The organism is Micromonospora sp. AB353, assembly GCF_049538395.1.
Taxonomy (GTDB): Bacteria; Actinomycetota; Actinomycetes; order Mycobacteriales; family Micromonosporaceae; genus Micromonospora; species Micromonospora aurantiaca.
The window spans coordinates 66,540-88,723 of sequence record NZ_JBMVFV010000014.1 but is presented as its reverse complement, the minus strand read 5'-3'; the positions used below and the strand labels follow the sequence as shown (position 1 = coordinate 88,723).

Genomic DNA, 22,184 nt, shown 5'->3' with positions numbered 1-22,184 from the left:
CCGGGTGCCGCTGCGCACCCGGCTGCGCCGGGACTGGCAACTGCTCGCGATGGTGGTGCCCGGCTTCCTCATCCTGCTGATCTTCAGTTACCTGCCGATCGCCGGCAACGTGATCGCGTTCCAGGACTACAACCCCTACCTGGGCGACAACCCGTGGCAGGCGTTCCTGCACAGCGACTGGATCGGCTTCGGGCAGTTCCAGCTGCTGTTCGACGACCCGGCGTTCTGGGACGCGTTCCGCAACACGCTGGCGATCACCGCGTTCCAGCTCGTCTTCTTCTTCCCGCTGCCGATCCTGCTGGCGATCGCGCTGCACAACCTGCTGTCCAGCCGGCTGCGCGGCCTGATCCAGACGATCGTCTACCTGCCGCACTTCTTCAGCTGGGTGCTGGTGGTGACGTTCTTCGTCGCGATGCTCGGCGGCGCCGGGCTGCTCGCCCAGAGCATGCGCGAGGCCGGGATGCAACCGTGGAACGTGATGACCAACCCGGACACGTTCATCGTCCTGGTCACCGTCGAGGCGGTGTGGAAGGACGTCGGCTGGGGCACCATCGTCTTCCTCGCCGCGCTGTCCACCATCGACCAGAACCTCTACGAGGCCGCCGCCGCGGACGGCGCCGGCCGGTGGCGGCGGCTGTGGCACATCACCCTGCCCGGCCTGCGCCCGGTGATCGTGCTGCTGCTCATCCTGCGCCTGGGCGACGCGCTCTCGGTCGGCTTCGAGCAGTTCCTGCTGCAACGCGACGCCGTCGGCCGGCAGGCCGCCGAGGTGCTCGACACCTTCGTCTACCACTTCTCCATCGCCACCGGGAACTACGGCTACGGCGCGGCGGCCGGCCTGTTCAAGGCCGTCATCGGGCTGGTGCTGATCCTGGCCGCCAACCGCGTGGCGCACATGCTCGGCGAACGAGGGATCTACTCGAAGTCATGACCACGCTGATCCGCCGGGCGTCCGGCACCCGATCCCGCCGGCCGGTGTGGCAGGAACCGCCCACCCCGGTCGGCCAGGGGCTCAAGGCCGTCATGCTCACCGTGCTGGTGGCGGGCGTGCTGTTCCCGCTCTGGGTGATCCTGGTGACCAGCCTGTCGTCCCGGGAGACCATCGCGCGGGCCGGCGGCCTGGTGGTCGTGCCCCGGGGGATCGACACGTCCGCATACGAGACGATCTTCGCCGGCGGCGCGGTGACCCGGGCTCTGTGGATCAGCACGCTGGTCACGGTCTTCGGCACCGCCATCGCGCTGACCGTCACCGTGCTCGCCGCGTACGGGCTGTCCCGGCCGGGCTCGCTGGGCCACCGCTGGCTGCTGGCGTACTTCCTGATCCCGTTCCTGGTCTATCCGCCGCTGGTGCCGCGCTACCTGGTGGTCACCGGGCTGGGTCTGAAGGACACCATCTGGGCGCTGGTCCTGCCGCCGGCGATCAGCGTGTTCAACCTGGTCGTGGTGCGCGGGTTCTTCCAGGGCATCCCGTCGGAACTGCTGGACAGCGCCCGCATCGACGGCGCGAGCGACTTCCGGACGCTCGCGCGCATCGTGCTGCCGCTGTCCCGCGCGGTGATCGCCGTGGTCGGCCTGTTCTACGCGGTCAGCTACTGGAACGTCTGGTTCGATGCGCTGCTGTTCATCGACCGCAACGACATGTACCCGATCCAGCGGGTGCTCCAGAGCTACCTGCTGGCCGGGCAGGCCCCGCACACCTCCGGCGCGAGCAGCGCGGTGAGCATGCCGCCGACCGAGGCGATCAAGATGGCGGTGGTGGTGCTGACCGTCGCGCCGATCGTCGCTGTCTACCCGTTCATCCAGCGGCACTTCGTCAAGGGCGTGCTGATCGGCGCGGTCAAGGGCTGAGGCAGCGGGTCTGTCACAGCACCTGGGACAGGAAGCGTCGCAGCCGCGGGTGCTCCGGCGCCTCGAACACCGCCTCCGGTGACCCGGCCTCCAGCACCACGCCCGCGTCCATGAACGCCACAGTGTCGGCGACGCTGCGCGCGAACCCCATCTCGTGGGTGACCACGACCATCGTCATCCCGGCGGCGGCCAGGTCCGCCATCACCGCGAGCACGCCCTTCACCAGTTCCGGATCCAGCGCGCTCGTCGCCTCGTCGAACAGCATCACCTGCGGGCGCAGTGCGAGCGCCCGTGCGATGGCGACGCGTTGCTGCTGGCCGCCGGAGAGCTGCGCGGGCCGCGCGTCCGCCTTGCCGGCCAGGCCGACCAGGTCGAGCTGGGCGCGGGCCAGCGCCACCGCCTCGTCCTCGCTGAGCTTCTTGAGCTTGCGCAGCGCCAGCGTGATGTTGCGCAGCACGCTCAGGTGCGGGAACAGGTTGAACTGCTGGAACACCATGCCGATGCGCTGGCGCAGCGCGTCCGGGTCGTCGCGCAGCACGCTGCGCCCGTCCAGCAGCACGTCGCCCCGGTCCGGCTCGATCAGCCGGTTGATGGTGCGCAGCAGCGTCGACTTGCCGGAGCCGGACGGGCCGATCACGCAGGCCGCCCGGCCCCGGGCCACGTCCAGGTCCGCGCCGCGCAGCACCCGGTGCGCGCCGAAGGCCAGGTGCACGTCGCGGACGGCCAGGCTGACCGAGGTCGTGGTGGTCATCGTGGGTCCCTTCCGGACGGGGTCAGGTCGGCGGGCTCGGGGTCCGGTTCGGGCGGCGCGGCCGGGCGGCCCTGCCGCAGGCGCCGGTCCAGCCAGTTCACCGCGTGGGTCAGCGGCACGGTCAGCACCAGGTAGAACAGCCCGGCCAGCAGCAGCGCGGACTGGTTGCCGGTGTTGGCCGCGTAGTCCTGCCCGATCCGGAACAGCTCCCGCTGACTGGCCAGCAGGCCGAGGAAGTAGACCAGGCTGGAGTCCTTGATCAGCGCGATGAGCTGGTTGACCCAGGCGGGCAGCACCCGGCGTACGCCCTGCGGGATGATCACCAGACGCATCGCCTCGCCCCAGGAGAAGCCGAGCGCCCGCGCGCCCTCCAACTGGGCGGCCTCGACGCTCAGGATGCCCGCCCGGAAGATCTCACCGAGGTAGGCGGCGGCGATCAGGGACAGCGCCAGCACGCCCAGCGGATAGGGGTTCGGGCCCCACACCTGCATGCCGAGCGGCGCCAGGCCCACGCCGATGAGCAGGATGGTCGCCGCAGCCGGCAGGCCGCGGAACACGTCGGTGTAGACCCGCGCCGGCCACCGCAACCATCGGGTACGCGAGATGCCGGCGACGGCCAGCAGCATGCCCAGCACCGAGCCGAGCAGGGCGGCGGAGACCGCCAGGGTGAGCGTGTTGGGCAGCCCGACGGTGAGCATCTCGGGCAGCGCCTCGCGCATCGAGTCCCAGTCGAAGAACGTCTCCCACAGCGTGCTCAGTGGATCCATGTCCGCTCCGTCCGCCCCGCTCGTACTCGGTTACCGGTTCAGGAGGCGGCCGACGGCGACGGCACCGCCACCGACCCGCTGCCCGGCTTGAAGCCGGCCGGGATCGGCCGCCCCGGGTAGTACTCGGCCTGCAGGCGGCTCCACGTGCCGTCGGCGATGACCTCGTCGAGGCCCTTGTTCAGCGCCTCGCGCAGCTTGTCGTCGCCCTTCGCCACCGCGTACGCGGTCGGGGTGGGACTGAGCTGCTTCGCCGCGACCTTGATCTTGCCGTTGCTGTCGGCGGCGGACTTGTCGCCGATCTCGGCCGGGGCGATCCAGGCGTCAGCGGTACCGGCCTTGAGCTGGTTGATCGCGCTGTTGTAGTCGGGCACCCGCACCGGGTCGAGGTTCTGCTTGGTGGCGTAGTCGTCCTGCACGGTGCCCTGGACCACCACCACGCGCTTGCCGGCGAGCTGGTCGAAGCCGCTGATCGAGGAGCCGGCGGGCACGTCCAGGCCGAAGTAGCCGAAGTCGTAGCCGTTGCCGAAGTCCACTGTCTTCTTGCGCGCCTCGGTGATCGTGATCGAGGAGCTGCCCACATCGAACTTGCCGCTGTTCACCTGTGCGAGCAGGCCGGAGAAGTCGGTGCCGACGAACTCCACCTTCAGGCCGATCTTGGCGGCCACGGCGCGCAGCAGTTCGTTGTCGAAGCCGGTGAACTTCCCGTCCTTCAGGAAGACGTTCGGCGGGGCGTCGGTGAGCGTGCCGGCGCGGATCACGCCGGGCTGGAGCAGGCCGTACGGGTTTTCGGCCGCTGCGGTGTCGTCGCTGCCGCAGGCGGTGAGCGCGGTGACGGCGAGCAGGGCGGCCGCGCCGACGGCGGCGGCACGGGTCAGGACGGTACGGAAACGCACGATGTCTCTCCAGAGTGGATGGACGCGCGGGGTGCGCGTCGGCGCCGGTCCGCCGGACGGACGGCCGGGCCGGAGAAGTGTGGAACGGGGAAAGGAGGGGTGGCGCTCGCTCAGCGCGCGAGGCGACAGGCGTCGCTGCACACCCGCATCAGGTCGACGTGGCGGCGCTTGACCAGCGCGAAGCGGGCCGGGTACGCGGCGACGTCGCCGGACGGGGTGGAGGGTGGTGCGGACATCGGTCTCCCTGGTCTGTTGCTGACCTGGGTGCCAGGCCACGCTTGCACCGGCGGCTGCCGGTGCCTGGTCTTCACCCGGGGCACCCCACCGCGGAGGAGGGTTGCCGGCCAGCGAGCCGGGGCTTCGCGCTGGCACTCATGACCTGCCCAGAAGGCTAGCAGCACCGCCGTGGCGCCCGTCCAGCGGTTATGACCACCCTCACGCGCGGCGCCCACCGCGGGGCCGGGACGACCGCCGCGCGGGTCCGGCCGGCGGCCCGGTTCACCCCGCCAGGGCGGCGGTGAGCCGGCGGGCCTCGGCGACCAGCCGGCTGCCGCCGCCCCGGGCCACCACGTCGGCCAGCCCCGGTACCTCGATCCGCACGCCCGTCGCGGTCGCCGTCTCCGCCGCCAGCGCCAGCAGGTCGGGCGTGCCCCGGGGCGGCGTCGGCGCGGCCAGCAGCCGCGGCAACGTCGCGGCGAGCAGCCGCCACACGCTCAGCGGGGCGCCCGCCGCCACCGCGTCGCGCAGCGGCGTGACCGCCCGGGTCAGCGTCACCTGCCCGCCGGCCGCCAGCGTGCCGAGGTGCCCGCCGGTCGCCGGCGCGTCCAGGTCACCGGCGGCGGCCAGGATCAGCACCGCGTCGAGCGCGGCCACCCGGTCCGCCTCGTGGCGGGCGCACAAGCCGTAGGCCAGCGCCAGATCGAGGGCCGGCCCGCCCGGGCCCGTGCACTCGGCCAGCGCCGGCAGGGCCGCGGCGTGCCCGAGGGTGTCCTCCTGCGCCGCGCCGGCCACCTCGGGCAGCAGGTGGGCGGCGACCACGCCCCGGTGCCCGGGCAGGACGGCCGGCCAGATGTCACCCCAGCCGTCGGTCCACCGGCCGATCGGCGTGGGCGTCAGGGTGAGCAGGCCGAGCCGGTCCTCGACGCCGTCCGGCGGGGTGAGTGCGACCAGCGTGCGGCCCTCGGGTAGCTGGTCGTAGCCCCAGTCGTACCCGGCCGATCGCGCCCGCCGGCCCACCGTCACCACCTGCTGCGCCGGGGCCGGCACGGCGTCGCCGCGCAGCCAGCGGGCCAGCTCGTCGCCGGCCGGCGTGCGCAGCGCCGCGGCACGTTCGGCAAGCGGCCCGTCGACGCCGGCCGGCAGGCGCAGCAGGGCCTGCGCGAGATCCCAGCGCCAGACCGGACGGTCGCCCAGCGCGGCCAGCCGTTCGTAGAGCGCCACCGGCTCGATCGCCCCGGTGACCGAGGTCGGCGCGGACAGCAGGCCCGCATCGTCGCGGCCGTCCAGCCGCTGCCCGATCTCGGCCAGACGGGCGCAGGCGAGCTGGACGGGCGCGGGCCGGCGTGTGGCCGGCACCGGCGGGCCACCCCGGAACGGGAGCGGCGCGCGTGGGCGGGACTCGGCCAGTAGCGTGCTCCACTGGTCGCGGCGGGTCGCCGCCTCGGCCTCGCCACAGACGGCCAGCAGGAGCCCGTGCATCTGGACCGAGATGTTGAACACCGCCCAGGGGTGGTCGTACGCGCCGACCCGCTCGCGGCGGACCACAGGCAGGAGCGCCGCCGCGAGCCGTTCGCGGTCGGCGGTGCCGAGCCGGACCAGCCCGTCCATGACGCGTTCCGCCGTCAGCGCGGGCCGGCGCCGGCCGAGCGACGCCGCGACCTCCTCCACCAGTTCGTCCACGTCCTGGATCGGCGGCGGCGCGGCTGCCGCCGGCAGCGGCCGCGGCAGGTCGTCGCGGGCCTCGGCCACGGTGGCGACGGCCACCGGCCGGTGACCGTGGCGCGCCGCCAGCGCCAGCGCGCGCTCGCGCAGGCCGGCGTCGGGATGGCCGGCCGCGACGGCGAGCACCGCGCCGATCTCCGGGGCCTGATCCGGGTGCTGCCGGGCCAGCCGGTCGAGCCAGGACACCTGCGCCCGGACCAGCGCCTTCTCCGGCCGGGCCAGCACCGTCCGGGCGGCCTCCCACAGGGCCTCCGGCTCGGCGACGTCACCGGCCTGCCGCAGCGTCCGCTGGGCGGCGCCGGCCACCGGTCCGGGGCCGTCGGCGAGCAGCCGCAGATAGGCGCTCGACCGCACGGCCACCTCGTCGGGGGTCGGCGCCAGCAGGTCGTGCAGGACCAGGAACGGGCGCAGGGCGCCCGGCCGGTCACCGCGCAGCAGCCGGCCGAGGACGCCGTTGAGCAGGACCGCCCGGTCGAGCCGGCCCTCCGCCGCCAGCGCCACCAGCGCCCGGGGCAGCGCCTCCGTGCCCGTGCCGTCGCCGCGGGCCAGCTCGGTGCCCACCCCGTCCACCTCGAACAGGCGCGGCAGTAGCGCGTCGAGGAACGGGTCCGCGCGCAGCCGGTCCACAGTCGGGGGTCGCGTGCCGCGCGGATCCGGCCAGCCCTGCGCCGCGGCCCAGCCTCGCACGAAGTCGTCCCCGGTCGGCGGCGGCGCCTTCTCGGCCGTCAGAAGGCCGGCGACGAACCGCCAGCCCGCGACCATCCGGTCCCGGGGGAGCCGGTCGGCCAGCTTGTACGCCACGTCGGCCAGCCAGGTCACCCCGCGTTCCCGGGCGACGTCGACCACCGGCGCCGCGTCGACGCCGGCGAGCCAGACCGAGCGGCGGCCGAGCAGCGCGGCCACCTTCGTCGGCGTGCTCAGCGTCCCCACCGCCGCGACCGCCAGCGTCGCCGCCTCGCCCCGCCACCACCAGGCGTCCCGCCTGCGGCGCACGTCGGCGACCAGCTCGTCGCCGAGCGCCCGCCGGGCCGGCTCGTCCAACCCGGCCAGGGCCGACCGGACCTGCGACATCCTGCCGCGCACCACCGCCTCGGCGAAGCCGGTCACGACGGCGCCCCCACCGGCGCCGCGACCATCGACACGGCCAGCGCGTGCCGGCACGGCCCCCGCTGCCCGCGGTGCCGCGCCCACCAGCGGCAGGAACAGGAGTACGCGCCGTCCGGGTGCCGGCGTACCCGGTAGGTCTCGGCGTCGGTGCGTACCGTCGTGGTCTCGCCGTCGCGCTCGACGGCGCCGCGCTCGACGAGCGCACGCGCGCCGACCAGCCGCGGGTTGTCCCGCTCCGCGCGGCCCGCGTCGTAGGGCATCACCCGGTGGAAGTACGCCCCGTCCGCCACGTCGTACCCGACCCGCCCGGCGGTGCCCAGCTGGGCGAGCGCGGCCCGCACCCGCTCGTCGGGCAGCGCGGCGGCGTCGGCCAGCGCGGCCACGTCGACCGCCGGATCCCAGTCGAGCAGCGCGCCCACCAGCTCCGCGTCGTCGACCACGTCGTCACCGGCGAGCGCCGCCAGTGCGGCGCCCTCACCGGAGAACCCCCGGTACGGCTCGGGGGACAGCGTCAGCGACACCCGCAGCGCCCCGGTGTCCAGCTCCCACGTGCTCGGCACGGCCGGCGACCCGGCGCGCACCGCCGGGCCGTACACCCGCAGGGTGCGCGCGTGCCGCAGCACGCCGCGCAGCGCCGCGAGCCGGCCCGCGCCGGCCAGGCAGACCGCGCCCGGCACGGGGCGGGAGGTCAGCCGCAGCGTACGCCCGGCGGGCACCGCCCACAGCACACTGCGGTCGGTCGCGGCGGGCAGCCGGCGCAGGAACGCCGCCGCCTCCGCCGCCGCGATCTCGGCGCGCGGCTCGAAGCCGGCGGTGAGCACGTGCACCTCGGCGAAGCCGCGCAGCCAGCGGCCGGGCAGCGGCACCTTCCGCTCGACCACCGAGCCGTCCATGGTGGAGACGGTCAGGTCGTCCGGGCCGACCGCCACGTGCAGCGGCTCGATGCCGCCCACCCGGGCCAGCGCCTCCCGCAGCGGCGGGTTCACGTCGACGTTCGTGGTGCCGTGGCCGCTGATCTCGCCGTCCAGCCCGGCCGGCAGCACGTCCATCCGCGCGTACACCCCGCAGCAGCCGGAGAACGACTCGAACCGCAGACGACCGCGACTGCCGGTGACCACCGGGTCCAGGCTGGCCGGGTTGACCGGCTGGTGGTAGCGGGTGCGGGCCACCTCGGCGACGGCGAGCAGCCCGGCCGCCGACGCGGCCGGGGCGGTGAGGAACCCGGCGAAGAAGCGCGGGTTGGCCGCCGGGCCGCCGCAGGTCTGCAGATCGAGACCGGCGGCGCGCAGCGCGGACGGCTGAAGGTATCGGTACGTCTGGACGGCGTTCACGGCGCAGACCGTAGAGGGACCGACCGACAAAAGCGCGACGGTCCTGCTAGCTTCCCCTGATGTTCGCCCATGCCCTCACCGACGACGCCGAGCTGCGTCCACTGTCGCCCTGGCACGCCGACGAGTTCCTGGCCAACCTCGACCGCTGCCGCGACCACATCTCGCCCTGGGTGGGCGCGTCCTTCGTCGCCACCGACGCCGAGTCGGCCCGCAAGGTCCTCCAGGCGTACGCCGACCGGTGGGCCCGCGACGACGGCGGCATCTGGGGCATCTGGCAGCGCGGCACGCTCGTCGGTGGCGTGCTGTTCGTGTCGCTGAGCACCGAACGCGGGGTGTGCGAGGCCGGCTGCTGGCTGGAACCGGGGGCCGAGGGGCAGGGCCTGGTCACCCGAGCCGCCCGCTTCGTCATCGACTGGGCGGTGCGGGAGCGCGGCATCCACCGCGTCGAGTGGGTCACGAAGGCCGGCAACGACCGCAGCGTCGCCGTCGCGCGACGGCTCGGCATGCGCCGCGACGGCGTCATGCGCGGCGCCGCACCGACGCCCGACGGCCGCGCCGACCTGGAGGTCTGGTCCGTGCTGGCGCCGGAGTGGACCGCCTGACCGCCGAAATTGTCGTACCCGGACGTGAACATCTGTCCATGGCTGTCCCCGCACTGGCCGACCGGTCCCCCCAGCCGCGCGCCCTGCCGCTGCGCGAGGTCCGCACCCGGCTCACCCAGCTCGTCTCCCTGGCCGAGCTGACCGACACCGTCACAGTCGTCACCCGCGACGGCGATCCCCGGCCGGTCGCCGCGATCGTGCCCGCTTCCGCCGCCCGCACCGGCGCGCAGGCGCGCGCCGACGCCGAACGCGTCGCCGCGATCAGCGCCGGCTGGGCCCGCCGCCTGGAGGAGCTGCACCGGCAGTCCAGCCGGCGGCACGCCGCCGAGCTGCGGGCGCTGGCCGACGCGCTCGCCGAGGCCTGGGCCGAACTCGACCGCCGCGCGCCGGCCGGCGACGCGGCGCTGACCCGGCTGCGCGCCGCCCACGCCGACCTGCTGCGCCGCTGACCCGTGGCGTCCCGCCGGTGTACGCGGGACGCCACGGGGTGCGGTCAGCTCCGGCCGCGCTCGGCCCGGTAGCGGCGGATCAGCTCGGCGGTCGACGTGTCCACGTCGGCCAGGTCCGGGTCCGGCCCGGTGAGCTTCGGCGCGAGCTGGTTGGCCATCACCTTGCCCAGCTCCACACCCCACTGGTCGAAGGCGTTGATGTCCCAGATCGCGGCCTCGGTGAACGTGATGTGCTCGTAGAGCGCGATCAGCTGACCCAGCGTCGCCGGCGTGAGCTTCGGCGCCAGGATCGAGGTGGTCGGGTGGTTGCCCGCCATCACCCGGTGTGCCACCACCTCGGGCGCGGTGCCCTCGGCCTCCACCTGCTCCCGGGTCCGCCCGAACGCCAGCGCGGCGGTCTGGGCGAAGAAGTTCGACATGAACAGGTCGTGCATGTCGCCCAGGTCGTGGTTGGGCCGGCTGAACGCGATGAAGTCCGCCGGGACCAGCCGGGTGCCCTGGTGGATGAGCTGGTAGAACGCGTGCTGCCCGTTGGTGCCCGGCTCGCCCCAGAAGATCTCCCCGGTCGGGTACGTCACCGGCGAGCCGTCGACGCGTACCGACTTGCCGTTGCTCTCCATGGTGAGCTGCTGAAGGTAGGCGGGGAACCGGTGCAGGTACTGCGAGTAGGGCAGCACCGCGTGGGTCTCCGCGCCGAGGAAGTCGGTGTACCAGACGTTGAGCAGGCCGAGCAGCGCCGGCACGTTGCGCTCCACCGGAGCGGACCGGAAGTGCTCGTCGACCGCGTGGTAGCCGGCCAGCATCTCGCGGAACCGGTCCGGCCCGATCGCCAGCATCACCGACAGGCCGACCGCCGACGGCAGCGAGTAGCGTCCGCCCACCCAGTCCCAGAAGCCGAACATGTTCTCCGGGTCGATGCCGAAGTCCCGGACCCGCTGCTCGTTGGTGCTGACCGCGACGAAGTGCCGCGCCACCGCGTCGTCGTCGGCGTCCAGCCCGGCGAGCAGCCAGCGCCGCGCCTGGTCGGCATTGGCGAGCGTCTCCTGGGTGGAGAACGTCTTTGAGACCACGACGAACAGCGTGCTCGCCGGGTCCAGATCGGCGGTCTTGTCGTGGATGTCGGTCGGGTCGATGTTCGACACGAACCGGCAGCTGATGCCCGCATCCCGGTACGCCTTCAGCGCCTCGTACGCCATCACCGGCCCGAGGTCCGACCCGCCGATGCCGATGTTCACCACTGTGGTGATCCGCTCGCCGGTGTGGCCCCGCCACGAGCCGGAGCGAAGGCGCTGCGCGAACGCCGACATGCGGTCCAGCACGGCGTGCACGTCGGCGACCACGTCCTGGCCGTCCACGGTGAGCGACGCGTCCGCCGGCAGGCGCAGCGCGGTGTGCAGCACGGCCCGGTCCTCGGTGACGTTGATGTGCCGTCCGGCGAACATGGCCGCGATCCGGTCGGTCAGGCCGACCCGCTCGGCGAGCGCGCCGAGCAGCGCGATCGTCTCGTCGGTGACGAGGTTCTTGCTGTAGTCCACGTGCAGGTCGGCGACCTCACCGGTGAGCCGCTCACCCCGCTGCCCGTCGGCGGCGAACAGGTCGCGCAGGTGCGTGGCGCGCATCGCCTCGGCGTGCTTGCGCAGCGCCTGCCATTCGTCGGTGGTGGTGACGTCCACAGCCATCGGGTCGATCTTCTCCTTCACGACGGGCGGTCGGCCGGCGCACGCCGGCGAACCCCACAAGCCTGCCACCCGGACTGGTCGCGCGCGACGCGACCCGGCGGCGACCACCGTGCGGGCGGGTCTTTCCGGCCACCGCCACGGGACACGCCGTTGGGACGCCTGTACGACACGCCGAACACGGGGAGACATCTGTCGATTGCGGAACGTAAGCTCCGGAGTCGTCGGCGTACCGGAGGAGACGCGTATGGCAGCGGTTTTCGGTCCTCGGCGCCCCTCGGACGAGCACCCGCCGGACGAATCCGCCCCGGCCGGGAGCGCGGCAGGCGACGAAACGCCGCTGCCGGAGCTGGCGGACGGGCACTGGATGAACCGCGCCACCGAGTTCGCCCACACCAGCTTCTGGTCGGTGGCGCGCCGGCTGCCCGCCCTCGTCCGCGAGGCCATCGGCCTGGCCTGGGCGACCAGCCGCCGGGACACGCTCGCCTCGATCGGGCTCAACGTGGTCGCCGGCCTGCTCACCACCTTCGGGCTGCTCGCCACCACCGGCGTGCTCCAGCAACTCTTCGCCGACGGGCCCACACCGGACCGGATCCGGGCGGCCCTGCCCGCGCTGCTGCTCGCGGCCGCCGCCGTGACGGCCCGGGGAGCGCTGACTGTCGCCGCCGGCTGGGCGCAGGCGCGGCTCATCCCGCAGATCAACTACCAGGTGGAACTCCGGCTGTTCGAGGCGACCACCGCTGTGGAACTCGCCGCGTTCGACGACGCGGGCTTCGCCGAGGAGATGGATCGTGCCCGCGATCGGGGCATGGCCGAGGCCGCGTCGATCGTGGACCACACCGTGAACCTGGTGACCGGCGTCGTGGGTGTGCTGGCGACCGCCGCCGCGGTCACCGTCATCCAGCCCGTCCTGCTGCCGTGCCTGCTGCTCGCCGCGGTGCCCGAGGCCGTCACCGCGGTCAAACTGGCGCGGCGGCAGTACCTGGCGCTGCTGGCCTGGATCACCCGTCGCCGCCGGATGTACCTGCTGGCCCGTCTGATGGCCGATCGGCACACCGCCGCCGAGATCCGTGCCTACCAGATGCGGGACTTCCTGCTGGCCGAGTACCACCGGATGATGACCGTCGAGACCCAGGCGCAGCTCCGGCTGGCCCGTTCGCAGACAGTCACCCGAGGGCTCGGCCTGTCGGTGACCGGCGTGGCCGCGTTCGCGGTCTATGCCGTACTGGGCGGGCTGTTGATGGGCGGCGTGGTGGCGCTCGCGGCGGCGGCCACCGCGCTGCTCGCGCTCCAGGCCGCGCGTACGAGCCTGCGCACCGCGATCTTCGCCACCAACTCGCTCTACGAGGACGCTCTCTACTACCAGGACTACCGCGACTTCCTCGACCGGGCGGCACGGCGGATCCCGGCCGGCGGGCACCTGCCCGTCGACGGGTTCACGCGCATCGACGTCGACCGGGTCAGCCTGCGCTACCCGGACACCGACAGCGCGGCGGTCGACGAGGTCAGCCTCACGTTCCGGCGCGGTGAGGTGATCGCGCTGGTGGGGGAGAACGGCTCCGGCAAGACCACGCTCGCCAAGCTGATCGCCGGCCTCTACCGGCCCACCGGCGGCACGATCCGCTGGGACGGCGTGGACACCGCCGAACTGGACCCACGCCAGACCGCCGCCCAGGTCGCGGTGATGAGCCAGGACTGGTGGAAGTTCCCGTTCACCGCCCGGCAGAACATTCGCGTCGGCCGCCACGACCGCGCCGACGGCCCCGGACCGAGCGTGGAGACCGCCGCCCGCGACGCCGCCGCGCACGACATGATCAGCGAGCTGCCGTTCGGATACGACACGCTGCTGGACCGGCAGTTCAAGGACGGCCAGGACCTGTCCGGCGGGCAGTGGCAGCGGCTGGTGGCCGCACGCGGCCTCTACCGCGACGCCCGGCTGCTGATCTGCGACGAGCCGTCCGCCGCGCTGGACGCGCGTGCCGAGCACGCCCTCTTCCAGCATCTGCGGCGGCACCCGGACCGGGCCGTCGTGCTGATCACCCACCGCCTGGCGAACGTCCGGCACGCCGACCGGATCTTCGTGATGGACCACGGCCGGCTCGTGCAGTCAGGCGACCACGACACGCTGATGGCGCAGGGCGGGCTCTACCGCGAGCTGTTCGAGTTGCAGGCGGCCGGCTACCTCGCCGGCAGCGCGGAACCCGCCGACGGTTGACCTCCAGCGCACTCGAACTCCTACCGTGACCGGACCGCGCGCCACCCGGCCGGCGCGGTGCGACCCAGGGAGTTCACATGCGCTATCGCGTCCTCGGCGGCACCGGCATCGAGGTCAGCGTCCACTGCCTCGGCACCATGATGTTCGGCGCGGTCGGCAACCCCGACCACGACGACTGCGCCCGGATCGTCCATGCGGCACTCGACCGTGGGATCAACTTCGTCGACACCGCCGACATGTACTCGGCCGGCGAGTCGGAGGAGATCGTCGGCAAGGCCCTGCGCGGCCGCCGCGACGACGTGGTGCTCGCCACGAAGGTCCACTTCCCGATGGGGGAGGGGCCCAACCGGGGCGGCAACTCGCGACGCTGGATCGTCCGTGCGGTCGAGGACAGCCTGCGCCGGCTGGGCACCGACTGGATCGACCTCTACCAGGTGCATCGCCCGGACCACACCACCGACGTCGAGGAGACGCTCGGCGCGCTCACCGACCTGGTCCGGGCCGGGAAGATCCGTGCGTTCGGCTGCTCGACCTTCCCGGCCGAGGAGATCGTGGAGGCGCACCACGTCGCCGAACGGCGGGCGCTCGCCCGGTTCCGCACCGAGCAGCCGCCGTACTCGATTTTGGCGCGTGGTATCGAGACGTCGGTGCTGCCGGTCTGCCGCCGCTACCGGATGGGTGTGCTGGTGTGGAGCCCGCTGGCCTCCGGGTTCCTGTCCGGCCGGTACCGGCAGGGGCGGCCCGTCGACCTCGGCGCGGGCCGTCCGGCACTCACCCCGGCCCGGTTCGATCCGGCGCTACCGGGCAACACCGCGAAGTACGCCGCCGTCGAGGAACTGGTCGCGCTCGCCGACGAGGTGGGCTGCACGCTGCCGCAGCTCGCCGTGGCGTTCACCGCCGTGCACCCGGCGGTCACGTCGACCATCATCGGGCCGCGCACGATGGACCAGTTGGACGCGCTGCTGGCGGGGGCGGAGCTGACGCTCGACGACGCGGTGCTGGACCGTATCGACGAGATCGTCCCGCCCGGTACGAACCTCTACCAGCCCGACGGCGCCTGGTCCCCGCCCACCCTGACCGACCCGTCCCACCGCCGCCGTCCCCTCCCCGAGCGGGCCGCCGCCTGACCCCGCTCCTCCCGCCAACCCCGGTCGCGTCCCCCGCCTCCGCCCTCAGCTCCCCAGCCCGTCGATCATGGAGTTCCGGCCCCGGCAGTAAGCGCGAACCGGACACTCGAGGGGCGCAAACCGCAAGATCGACGAGGCGGGGCGAGGCGAGGCGGGGCGAGGGCGGGCGGGGGAACTGCGTCGACATGGGACGGGGGTGGCTCCACACTGGGCCGGTGGAACATCGGGATCTCGTTCGGGTGAGCAAGCGGCTGTCGCTGGCGTTGCGGCACCGGCCCGACGCGTACGGGCTGCGACTCGACCGGGCCGGCTGGGTGCCGGTGGCCGACGTGCTCGCCGGGCTGAGGATCAGCCGCGCCCAACTGGACGCCGTGGTCGCGGGTAACGACAAGCAGCGCTTCGCCGTGGAGGCCGGCCCGGACGGGGCCGACCGGATCCGCGCCAACCAGGGGCACTCCGTCCCGGTCGACCTCGGTCTGACCCCGGCCGCGCCGCCGCCCCGGCTGTTCCACGGCACCGGCGAGGCAGTGCTGGACGCGATCCGGGCGCAGGGGCTGCGCCGGGGCGGGCGGCACCACGTACACCTGTCGCCTGATGTGGCGACGGCCCGGCGCGTCGGTGCGCGCCGGGGCGGCGCGGTGGTGGTGCTGACCGTGGACGCGGCGGCGATGGCCGAGGCGGGATACCTGTTCTACCGCTCGGCGAACGGGGTGTGGCTCACCGACACGGTCCCGCCGCCCTACCTCGGCACCACCTGAGCGGCGGTCAGCAGGCGGTCACCGGGTGGGCCACCACGGCGTCGAACAGGTACGCGAGGTCGTTCGGCGCGGCCCGGTCGGGCTGGACCGCGCCCGTGCAGTCGGTGGCGCGGGCGCGCAGCACGTGCCGGCCCGCGGCCGGCGGGCACCAGCGGACGGTCCAGCGCTGCCAGGCCCCACCCCGGTCGGCGGCGACCAGGTCGGCCGGGCGCCACCCGTCGCCGGTGTCCACCTCGACGTGCGCGATCGGGCCGTTGCCGGACCAGGAACGGCCGGTCAGCAGCATCTCCTCGCCGGCCGGCACCCGGGCGTCCCAGGGCAGCTCGAACGCGCTGCGGACCGGCTGGACGGTGAGCACGGTGCCGTCGGCCGGGTGACCGGGGCCGAACATGCGGTAGAACTGCGTGTTCCACGGCGAGAACAGGGCAGTGGTGGAGACCTCGATCGCGCCCACCCACTTGATCGAGGAGATGCCGACCCAGCCGGGCACCACGACGCGTACCGGGAAGCCGTGGTCGGCTGGCAGCGGCTCGCCGTTCATCTCGTACGCCAGCAGCACGTCGTCGAGCGCCTTGGCGACCGGCATCGGCCGGCGTACCCGACCGAGGTTGACCCCGCCGCTGACGTAGTCCGGGTCGAGTCCTTCGGGCATCACGTCGACCGCCTCGTCGCGCAGCCCGGCCAGGCGCAGCACCGTGCCGAGCCGCACGCCCCGCCACCGGGCCACGCCGACGCTGCCGAGCCCCCACGCCACGCCCGGGGCCGGCTCGTCCTGCTGCTCGGCGAAGTAGCGCCGCCCGTTGCCGGCGCACTCCAGCAGCGCCGCGTGTTCCTCGGCGGGCAGCCGGCGCAGCTCGTCGAAGTCGAACTCGACCGGATTGTCGCGGGTCGGCGCGCCGCGCAGGCCGTCGCCGAACAGGCGCAGCCGCCAGGTGGCCGCGTCCAGGTGCGGCGTGACGGTGTGGTTACGGACGAAGAAGCGGTCGATCGGGACCACGTACCCCTGGCCGGCCATCGACGGCCAGCGCATCTCGGCGTTGGTGTCCAGCGGGCGCAGCAGCTCCGCCGGCAGCGGCTTGACGATCGGCGCGCCGGGGTCGACGCCGACCGGCGCGGACGCCACAGCGACCGGCTCGCGTTCCGCGGCGGCGGCGGTCACCGCGGCCATCGCCGCACCCACCTCCAGCAGCCGGTCGCGGTCGACGCCCGGACCGTGTGCCTGCCCGGCGAGCCACTGCCGGCTCCGGTCGGCGTCGTGGACGGCTTCGGCGGGGGACGGGGACTGGCTCACTGCTGACCTCCGGGGTGGGCGACGCTGCCTTTCCTATTCAATCAGTAGGACTTTTCATCGATCCCTCGCAGGTGGGCGGCGGCCCGGCCGTCAGCCGGCGGGTACGCCGAGGCGGTCGAGCAGGTGGCGGCGCAGCGCGCCGAGGGCCGGGTCGTCGGGGCTCGGGGACGGGCCGAGGCGGACCGGTACCTCCTCGGCGATCACGCCGTCGTCGAGCAGGAGGACGCGGTCGGCCAGCAGCAGCGCCTCCTCCACGTCGTGGGTGACGAGCAGCGCGGCGAAGCCGTGCTGGGCGCGCAGCCGCCGCAGCAGCCCCTGCATGCGCAGCCGGGTCAGCGCGTCCAGCGCGCCGAACGGCTCGTCGAGCAGCAGCAGGTCCGGTTCGCGGACCAGCGCGCGGGCCACCGCGACCCGTTGCGCCTGCCCGCCGGACAGTTCGGCCGGCCAGGCCCGGCCCCGGTCGGCGAGCCCCACCTCGGCCAGCGCGCGGCCGACCCGTGCGCCCACGTCCGGCCCGCCCAGGCCGAGCGCCACGTTGTCCGCCACCCGCTTCCACGGCAGCAGCCGGTGCTCCTGGAAGACGACGGCGGCGGTGCCGTGCACCGCGTGCTCGCCGCCCGCGTCGCCGTCGAGCCCGGCGAGCACGCGCAGCAGTGTGCTCTTGCCGGATCCGCTGCCGCCGAGCAGCGCCACCGTCTCCCCGGCGCCGATGGTCAGGTCGACACCGGCCAGTACCACCGCCGGACCGAACGCCCGGGTCACCGCGTGCGCGGTGAGCACCGGGCCGGTCAGGTCGCGCGCAGTCCGCGTCGCCACGCCAGCGTCCTCCTCTCCGCGTACCGGATGAGCAGGTCGGAGGCCAGCCCCAGCAGCGCGTAGATGAGCAGGCCGAGCACCACCACGTCGGTCTGGCTGAACTCGCGCGCCTCCATCATCAGGAACCCGACGCCGGTCTGCGCGTTCACCTGTTCGCCGACGACAAGGCTGAGCCAGGCCGCGCCGATGGCCAGCCGCAGCCCGAGGAACAGCGCCGGCAGCGCGCCCGGCAGCACCACGTGCCGCAGGCGGGCCGCCGCGCCGAGACCGCAGGTACGCGCCGCCTCCACCAGCCGTTCGTCGATGTCGCGGATGCCGGCGTACGTGTTGAAGTAGATCGGGAAGAACGCGCCGAGCGCGACCAGCGTGACCTTCAGCGACTCGCCGATGCCGACCCAGATGATCAGCAGCGGCACCAGGCCCAGGTGCGGCAGCATCCGGGCCATCTGCACCGGCGGGTCGACCAGGTCGTCGCCGAGGCGCAGCAGCCCGGCCGCCGCGCCGAGCACCAGCGCCAGGCCGCCGCCGACGAGCAGTCCGAGCGCGGCGCGGGTGAGCGAGTCGAGCAGGTGCACGCCGAGCGTGCCGTCGTGCGCCAGCCGCCACCCGGCCGCGAGCACCGCGCTGGGCGCGGGCAACTTCTCCGCGGCGAGCAGCCCGGTCCGCGCGGCGGCCTCCCAGGCGAGCACCAGCACGACCGGGCTCGCCGCGCGCCGCCACCGCCGCGACGCGCGGGCCCGCGACCGCCGCGGCGTCACCCGATCGGGTACGACAGGCGCGCTCGCCTCGGCCAGCGCCGGACCGCTCACTGGAACGCCTCGTTGAACCGGCCGTCCACCCGGCCGGCGATGTCGACCGGTCCGGGCACCAGCTTCAGCTCCACGAAGCTGTCCGCGATGGCCTGCAACTCCGCGCCGATCTCCGGGGTGACGGGGGCGAGCGGCTTGGCGCTGCGGGCCAGCGCCCGGGTGGTCACGTCGAGCGGGATCTTCAGCTCCGGGGCGAGGACGGCGGCCCGCTCGGTCGGGTGGGCGATGCCCCAGTCGGTGGTCTGCCGGTACGTGTCCAGGAACGCGCGGACGTCAGCGGTGCGGTTCTTCACCGCGTCCGGGGCGGCCAGCACGTACTCGCGGTTGCCGGCCAGGCCGGTGGCGTCGGCGAGTACCCGTACGCCGGGCTGCTCGGCCAGCGCGAAGTACGGGTCCCAGATGATCCACGCGTCGACCTGCCCGTTGTCGAACGCGGGCCGCCCCTCGGCGGGCTTGAGGTACTTCACCTTGACGTCGGCGAGCGTCATCTTGTTCGCCTCCAGCAGCTTGACCAGCAGCCAGTGCACGTTGGAGCCCTTGTTCAGTGCGACCGTCCTGCCGCGCAGGTCGGCGAAGCCGCGGTACGGGCTGTCCGCCTTGACCAGCACCGCCTCGCCCTGCGGGATCGGCTGGGAGGTGCCGACCACGGAGAACGGGATCTTCCCGGCGGCGGCGAACACCGGCGGCGCCTCGCCGACCTGGCCGATGTCGATCGAGCCGGCCTTGAGCGCCTCGGTCAGCGCCGGCCCACTCTCGAACAGCGACCAGGTGACGTTCTTCGCGTCGCCGCGCGCCTTGACCAGGCTGAGCCCGCCGAAGCGCTGGTAGCCGATGCGCAGCGGGCCGTCGCCGCCGCCGCTGGCGTCGGCCGCCTCGCCGCCGCAGGCCGTCAGCGCCGTCGCGGCGAGCAGCGCGAGGGTGGTGAGCAGCGCGGCCAGCGGCCGGCGGCGGGATCTGGGGGTACGCATGGCGACTCCTCGGGGAGGGATGGGCCCGGCCGTCGGCGGGCGTCAGCAACCTACCAACCCGATAGGTTTTATGGGTAGTGTGTCGGCGTGGTCGTCCCACCACTCAGGAGGCGACCCGCCCGATCCCGCACCGGAGGTACACCATGTCGCTCACCTTCCACTGGTTCCTGCCGACCTACGGCGACAGCCGGGACATCGTGGGCGGCGGACACGGCGTACCGGTCGGCACCGCCGGTGGCGCCCGGCCCGCGAGCGTCGCGTACCTGGGGCAGATCGCCCGCACCGCCGAGCAACTCGGCTTCGCCGGTGCGCTCACCCCCACCGGCGCCTGGTGCGAGGACGCCTGGCTGACCACCGCCATGCTCACCGAGGTCACCGAGCGGCTGAAGTTCCTCGTTGCGTTCCGGCCCGGCCTGCTCTCACCCACCCTCGCCGCGCAGATGGCCTCCACGTTCCAGCGCCTGTCCGGCGGGCGGCTCCTGCTCAACGTGGTCACCGGCGGCGAGTCCGCCGAGCAGCGCGCGTACGGCGACTTCCTGGACAAGGACGCCCGCTACGCGCGTACCGACGAGTTCCTGCACGTGGTGCGGGCGCTGTGGCGCGGCGAGACGGTCGACCACGACGGCGCCCACGTGCGGGTCGAGGGCGCCCGGCTCGGCCGGGTGCCCGACCCGGTGCCGCCGGTCTACTTCGGCGGGTCGTCCGGCGCGGCCGGGCCGGTGGCGGTCCGGCACAGCGACGTGTATCTGACCTGGGGCGAGCCGCCCGCGCAGGTGGCCGGCAAGCTGGACTGGATCCGCGGGCTCGCCGCCGAGGCCGGTCGCGAGCTGCGGTACGGCATCCGGCTGCACGTGATCAGCCGCGACACCGCCGAGGAGGCGTGGGCCCAGGCGCGCAAGCTGCTCGACGGCATCCCCGAGGCCGACGTGCGGGCCGTGCAGGAAGGGCTGCGGCGCAGCGAGTCCGAGGGGCAGCGGCGGATGCTCGACCTGCACGGCGGCTCCCGCGACGGGCTGGAGGTCTCGCCGAACCTGTGGGCCGGGTTCGGGCTGGTACGCGGCGGCGCGGGCACCGCGCTCGTCGGAAGCCACACCGAGGTCGCCGACCGGATCGCCGAGTACCACGCGCTCGGCCTGGACGAGTTCATCCTCTCCGGCCACCCGCACCTGGAGGAGGCGTACTGGTTCGGCGAGGGCGTGCTGCCGATCCTGCGGCGACGCGGGCTGTGGCGGCACCCGGCCGGCGAGCCGGAGATCGAGGCACCGGCCGCCGTGCCGTTCTCACCCCAGCCGGTCCCGGCCCGCGGCTGACCGTCGCGGCTTCGTGGCCGCCGCTGTGTGGTGCCGGCGGCCACTGCCGTGCTCGATCCGGTCAGATCGGGCTTTGCCCGGTGAGGAAGTCGGCCAGCACCCGGGTGTGCGTGGAGAAGGCCAGCTCGACCGGATCGGTGAGCACCAGCCACTCGGTGGCCTCCTCGGTCGGCGCCGACGGCGGCAGGTCGCCGACCGGCCGCTCGGGCAGCACCCCGAAGACCATCATGGTGCCGCCGGCCGGGGCGCCGTGCACCGCGAACAGGCGCGCCTCGCCGGCCTCGGCCCGCAGCCCGGTCTCCTCGCGTAGCTCACGGACGAGCGCCTCGGACCACTCCTCGCCGTACTCGATGAAGCCGCCCGGCAGCGCGAGCTGCCCACGCGCCGGCTCGATGTCGCGGCGCACCACCACCACACCGAGCCCCTGCGGCGTGCGGACCGGCAGCACCGCCACCGCCACCGGCAGCGGATTACGCCACACCGTCTCCCCGCAGGAGGAACAGACGCGTGGCCACCCGGCGTCCGCCGGGTAGGCCGCGCCGCAGAACGAGCAGTGCGAGTACGCGGTCACGCCGCAGCACGTTACCCGCACCTGCCGCCCGAGGTCAGGCGTCACCCCCTCGGCCGGCGAGCGTGGTGCGCGCCTCCATCAGGGCGAACCCGAGCAGGTTGGCGCCCCGCCAGGTCGCCGGGTCGTCGGCGCGCGGATCGTCGGCGGTCAGGCCGATGCCCCAGATCCGGTCGGTCGGGCTGGCCTCGACGAGCACCCGGTCGCCGGTGCCGAGCAGGAACCGCCGCAGCGGCCCGTGCCGGCCGAACTTGGCGACGCTGCCGGCCACCACGATCTCGTAGCGGCGTGCCGCCCAGGTCGTCTCGTCGAAGTCACGGACCTGCCGGCCGAGCGCCTTGGCCCGGTGCGGATGCCCGGCGGCCAGCACACGTTCGGCGACCGCGTGGTCACCGAAGAGCGTGGCCTTGTGCCACATCATCCAGTGCTCCGCGGTGGCGAACTCCCGGCCGTCGACTGTGAACGCCGCCGGCCACCACTGGCTCAGGCAGCCCGCGCCGACGCTACCGTCGGGCCTCGGCCGGTGCCCCCAGAAGTGCAGGTACTTGACCGTCTGCCCGGCGTCGAGCGTGGCGGTCAGGTCGGCGACGGTACGGATCGACATGCCCCGCAGTCTGCCCCACCCCACCGACATCCCACCCCCACATTTCGTCCTCGACAAGGCACCGGTCGCCTCCCGCGCACCGACGTTTACCGTCTCGCCGCCCGCCGCCCGCCGCCCGCCGCCCGCCGCGCGTCACCCGTCGACGCAGTCGCCCGAAGCCCGCCTCCTACCCGCCACCGTGCAGGCGCGGCCTCCCACGTCGAGGGAAACGCGTTCCGCATCCCGGGATCCAGAGAGATCTTGGTAGGAAGAGGCCCCTATGGGGACCATTTCCTACCAAGATCTCAAAGAGCCCGGCGAGAAACCGCCAGGGCGGCCGGTCAACAGTGTCATGGGACGCGCCCGCGGTCCTC

Annotated in this window: 21 protein-coding genes and 1 riboswitch; of the genes, 8 read left to right on the top strand and 13 right to left on the bottom strand. The window is 74.0% G+C overall.

Annotation, left to right across the window (positions count from 1 at the left end):
• A partial coding sequence (locus ACPCK6_RS09675; protein WP_423480904.1) for an ABC transporter permease occupies positions 1-931 on the top strand: 931 nt, incomplete at its 5' end.
• Positions 928-1,848 carry a carbohydrate ABC transporter permease gene (locus ACPCK6_RS09670; protein WP_396882493.1) on the top strand — a complete coding sequence of 307 codons (921 nt, stop codon included), beginning with the start codon at positions 928-930 and terminating at the stop codon, positions 1,846-1,848. The genes ACPCK6_RS09675 and ACPCK6_RS09670, both read left to right, overlap by 4 nt.
• Positions 1,849-1,861: 13 nt before the next feature.
• Here ACPCK6_RS09670 and ACPCK6_RS09665 read toward each other — a convergent pair whose 3' ends face one another.
• The 6 genes from ACPCK6_RS09665 to ACPCK6_RS09640 all read right to left on the bottom strand — a co-directional run bounded on the left by ACPCK6_RS09665 (position 1,862) and on the right by ACPCK6_RS09640 (position 8,638).
• Complete coding sequence (locus ACPCK6_RS09665) at positions 1,862-2,599, bottom strand: amino acid ABC transporter ATP-binding protein (RefSeq protein WP_396882494.1); 738 nt, start codon at positions 2,597-2,599, stop codon at positions 1,862-1,864.
• Complete coding sequence (locus ACPCK6_RS09660; RefSeq protein ID WP_423480903.1) at positions 2,596-3,366, bottom strand: amino acid ABC transporter permease; 771 nt, start codon at positions 3,364-3,366, stop codon at positions 2,596-2,598. The genes ACPCK6_RS09665 and ACPCK6_RS09660 overlap by 4 nt, the downstream gene beginning before the upstream one ends.
• Positions 3,367-3,404: 38 nt before the next feature.
• Positions 3,405-4,259: an ABC transporter substrate-binding protein gene (locus ACPCK6_RS09655; protein WP_396882496.1), complete on the bottom strand. Its 855-nt coding sequence runs from the start codon at positions 4,257-4,259 to the stop codon at positions 3,405-3,407.
• A 110-nt stretch (positions 4,260-4,369) separates the two neighbouring features.
• On the bottom strand, positions 4,370-4,495 hold the full coding sequence (locus ACPCK6_RS09650) for a hypothetical protein (RefSeq protein ID WP_013286752.1): 126 nt from the start codon (positions 4,493-4,495) through the stop codon (positions 4,370-4,372).
• 33 nt (positions 4,496-4,528) lie between these two features.
• Positions 4,529-4,639, bottom strand: a riboswitch (SAM riboswitch).
• Positions 4,640-4,757: 118 nt separating this feature from the next.
• Entirely contained in the window at positions 4,758-7,307 is a 2,550-nt protein-coding gene (locus ACPCK6_RS09645) for a hypothetical protein (RefSeq protein ID WP_423480902.1), read from the bottom strand.
• A complete protein-coding gene (locus ACPCK6_RS09640) occupies positions 7,304-8,638 on the bottom strand; it encodes an SWIM zinc finger family protein (protein ID WP_423480901.1) in 1,335 nt (444 codons plus the stop codon). Before ACPCK6_RS09640 ends, ACPCK6_RS09645 begins: the two co-directional genes overlap by 4 nt.
• 59 nt (positions 8,639-8,697) lie before the next feature.
• Between ACPCK6_RS09640 and ACPCK6_RS09635 the strand changes: the two genes are divergently transcribed.
• Both ACPCK6_RS09635 and ACPCK6_RS09630 read left to right on the top strand, forming a co-directional pair.
• Positions 8,698-9,240, top strand: a complete 543-nt coding sequence (locus ACPCK6_RS09635; RefSeq protein WP_396882499.1) for a GNAT family N-acetyltransferase — start codon at positions 8,698-8,700, stop codon at positions 9,238-9,240.
• 38 nt (positions 9,241-9,278) lie between these two features.
• Entirely contained in the window at positions 9,279-9,689 is a 411-nt protein-coding gene (locus ACPCK6_RS09630) for a hypothetical protein (RefSeq protein ID WP_013286745.1), read from the top strand.
• A gap of 44 nt (positions 9,690-9,733) precedes the next feature.
• Here ACPCK6_RS09630 and pgi read toward each other — a convergent pair whose 3' ends face one another.
• Entirely contained in the window at positions 9,734-11,368 is a 1,635-nt protein-coding gene (pgi, locus tag ACPCK6_RS09625) for a glucose-6-phosphate isomerase (protein WP_423480900.1), read from the bottom strand.
• Positions 11,369-11,612: 244 nt separating this feature from the next.
• Here pgi and ACPCK6_RS09620 point away from each other — a divergent pair, with 244 nt between their 5' ends.
• The 3 genes from ACPCK6_RS09620 (at position 11,613) to ACPCK6_RS09610 (ending at position 15,465) form a co-directional block, all read left to right on the top strand.
• The gene (locus tag ACPCK6_RS09620) at positions 11,613-13,580 is read left to right on the top strand and encodes an ABC transporter ATP-binding protein (RefSeq protein WP_194799157.1); all 1,968 of its coding nucleotides are present in this window, start codon (positions 11,613-11,615) and stop codon (positions 13,578-13,580) included.
• A gap of 77 nt (positions 13,581-13,657) precedes the next feature.
• The gene (locus ACPCK6_RS09615) at positions 13,658-14,707 is read left to right on the top strand and encodes an aldo/keto reductase (RefSeq protein WP_194799158.1); all 1,050 of its coding nucleotides are present in this window, start codon (positions 13,658-13,660) and stop codon (positions 14,705-14,707) included.
• A 215-nt stretch (positions 14,708-14,922) separates the two neighbouring features.
• A complete protein-coding gene (locus tag ACPCK6_RS09610) occupies positions 14,923-15,465 on the top strand; it encodes an RNA 2'-phosphotransferase (protein ID WP_194799159.1) in 543 nt (180 codons plus the stop codon).
• A gap of 7 nt (positions 15,466-15,472) precedes the next feature.
• Here the strand turns inward: ACPCK6_RS09610 and ACPCK6_RS09605 are convergent, their stop codons facing one another.
• The 4 genes from ACPCK6_RS09605 to ACPCK6_RS09590 all read right to left on the bottom strand — a co-directional run bounded on the left by ACPCK6_RS09605 (position 15,473) and on the right by ACPCK6_RS09590 (position 19,349).
• On the bottom strand, positions 15,473-16,756 hold the full coding sequence (locus ACPCK6_RS09605) for a sulfite oxidase (protein WP_423480899.1): 1,284 nt from the start codon (positions 16,754-16,756) through the stop codon (positions 15,473-15,475).
• Between the two features lie 90 nt (positions 16,757-16,846).
• Complete coding sequence (locus ACPCK6_RS09600) at positions 16,847-17,572, bottom strand: ABC transporter ATP-binding protein (protein ID WP_423480898.1); 726 nt, start codon at positions 17,570-17,572, stop codon at positions 16,847-16,849.
• Positions 17,545-18,381 carry an ABC transporter permease gene (locus ACPCK6_RS09595; RefSeq protein ID WP_396882507.1) on the bottom strand — a complete coding sequence of 279 codons (837 nt, stop codon included), beginning with the start codon at positions 18,379-18,381 and terminating at the stop codon, positions 17,545-17,547. The genes ACPCK6_RS09600 and ACPCK6_RS09595 overlap by 28 nt, the downstream gene beginning before the upstream one ends.
• On the bottom strand, positions 18,378-19,349 hold the full coding sequence (locus ACPCK6_RS09590; protein WP_423480897.1) for a sulfonate ABC transporter substrate-binding protein: 972 nt from the start codon (positions 19,347-19,349) through the stop codon (positions 18,378-18,380). The genes ACPCK6_RS09595 and ACPCK6_RS09590 overlap by 4 nt, the downstream gene beginning before the upstream one ends.
• 143 nt (positions 19,350-19,492) lie before the next feature.
• Here ACPCK6_RS09590 and ACPCK6_RS09585 point away from each other — a divergent pair, with 143 nt between their 5' ends.
• On the top strand, positions 19,493-20,659 hold the full coding sequence (locus tag ACPCK6_RS09585) for an LLM class flavin-dependent oxidoreductase (protein ID WP_423480896.1): 1,167 nt from the start codon (positions 19,493-19,495) through the stop codon (positions 20,657-20,659).
• A gap of 61 nt (positions 20,660-20,720) precedes the next feature.
• Here the strand turns inward: ACPCK6_RS09585 and ACPCK6_RS09580 are convergent, their stop codons facing one another.
• Complete coding sequence (locus ACPCK6_RS09580) at positions 20,721-21,230, bottom strand: NUDIX domain-containing protein (RefSeq protein ID WP_423480895.1); 510 nt, start codon at positions 21,228-21,230, stop codon at positions 20,721-20,723.
• 34 nt (positions 21,231-21,264) lie between these two features.
• Positions 21,265-21,831 carry a riboflavin biosynthesis intermediates N-glycosidase gene (gene ybiA / locus ACPCK6_RS09575; protein WP_514132351.1) on the bottom strand — a complete coding sequence of 189 codons (567 nt, stop codon included), beginning with the start codon at positions 21,829-21,831 and terminating at the stop codon, positions 21,265-21,267.
• Positions 21,832-22,184 lie beyond the last annotated feature (353 nt).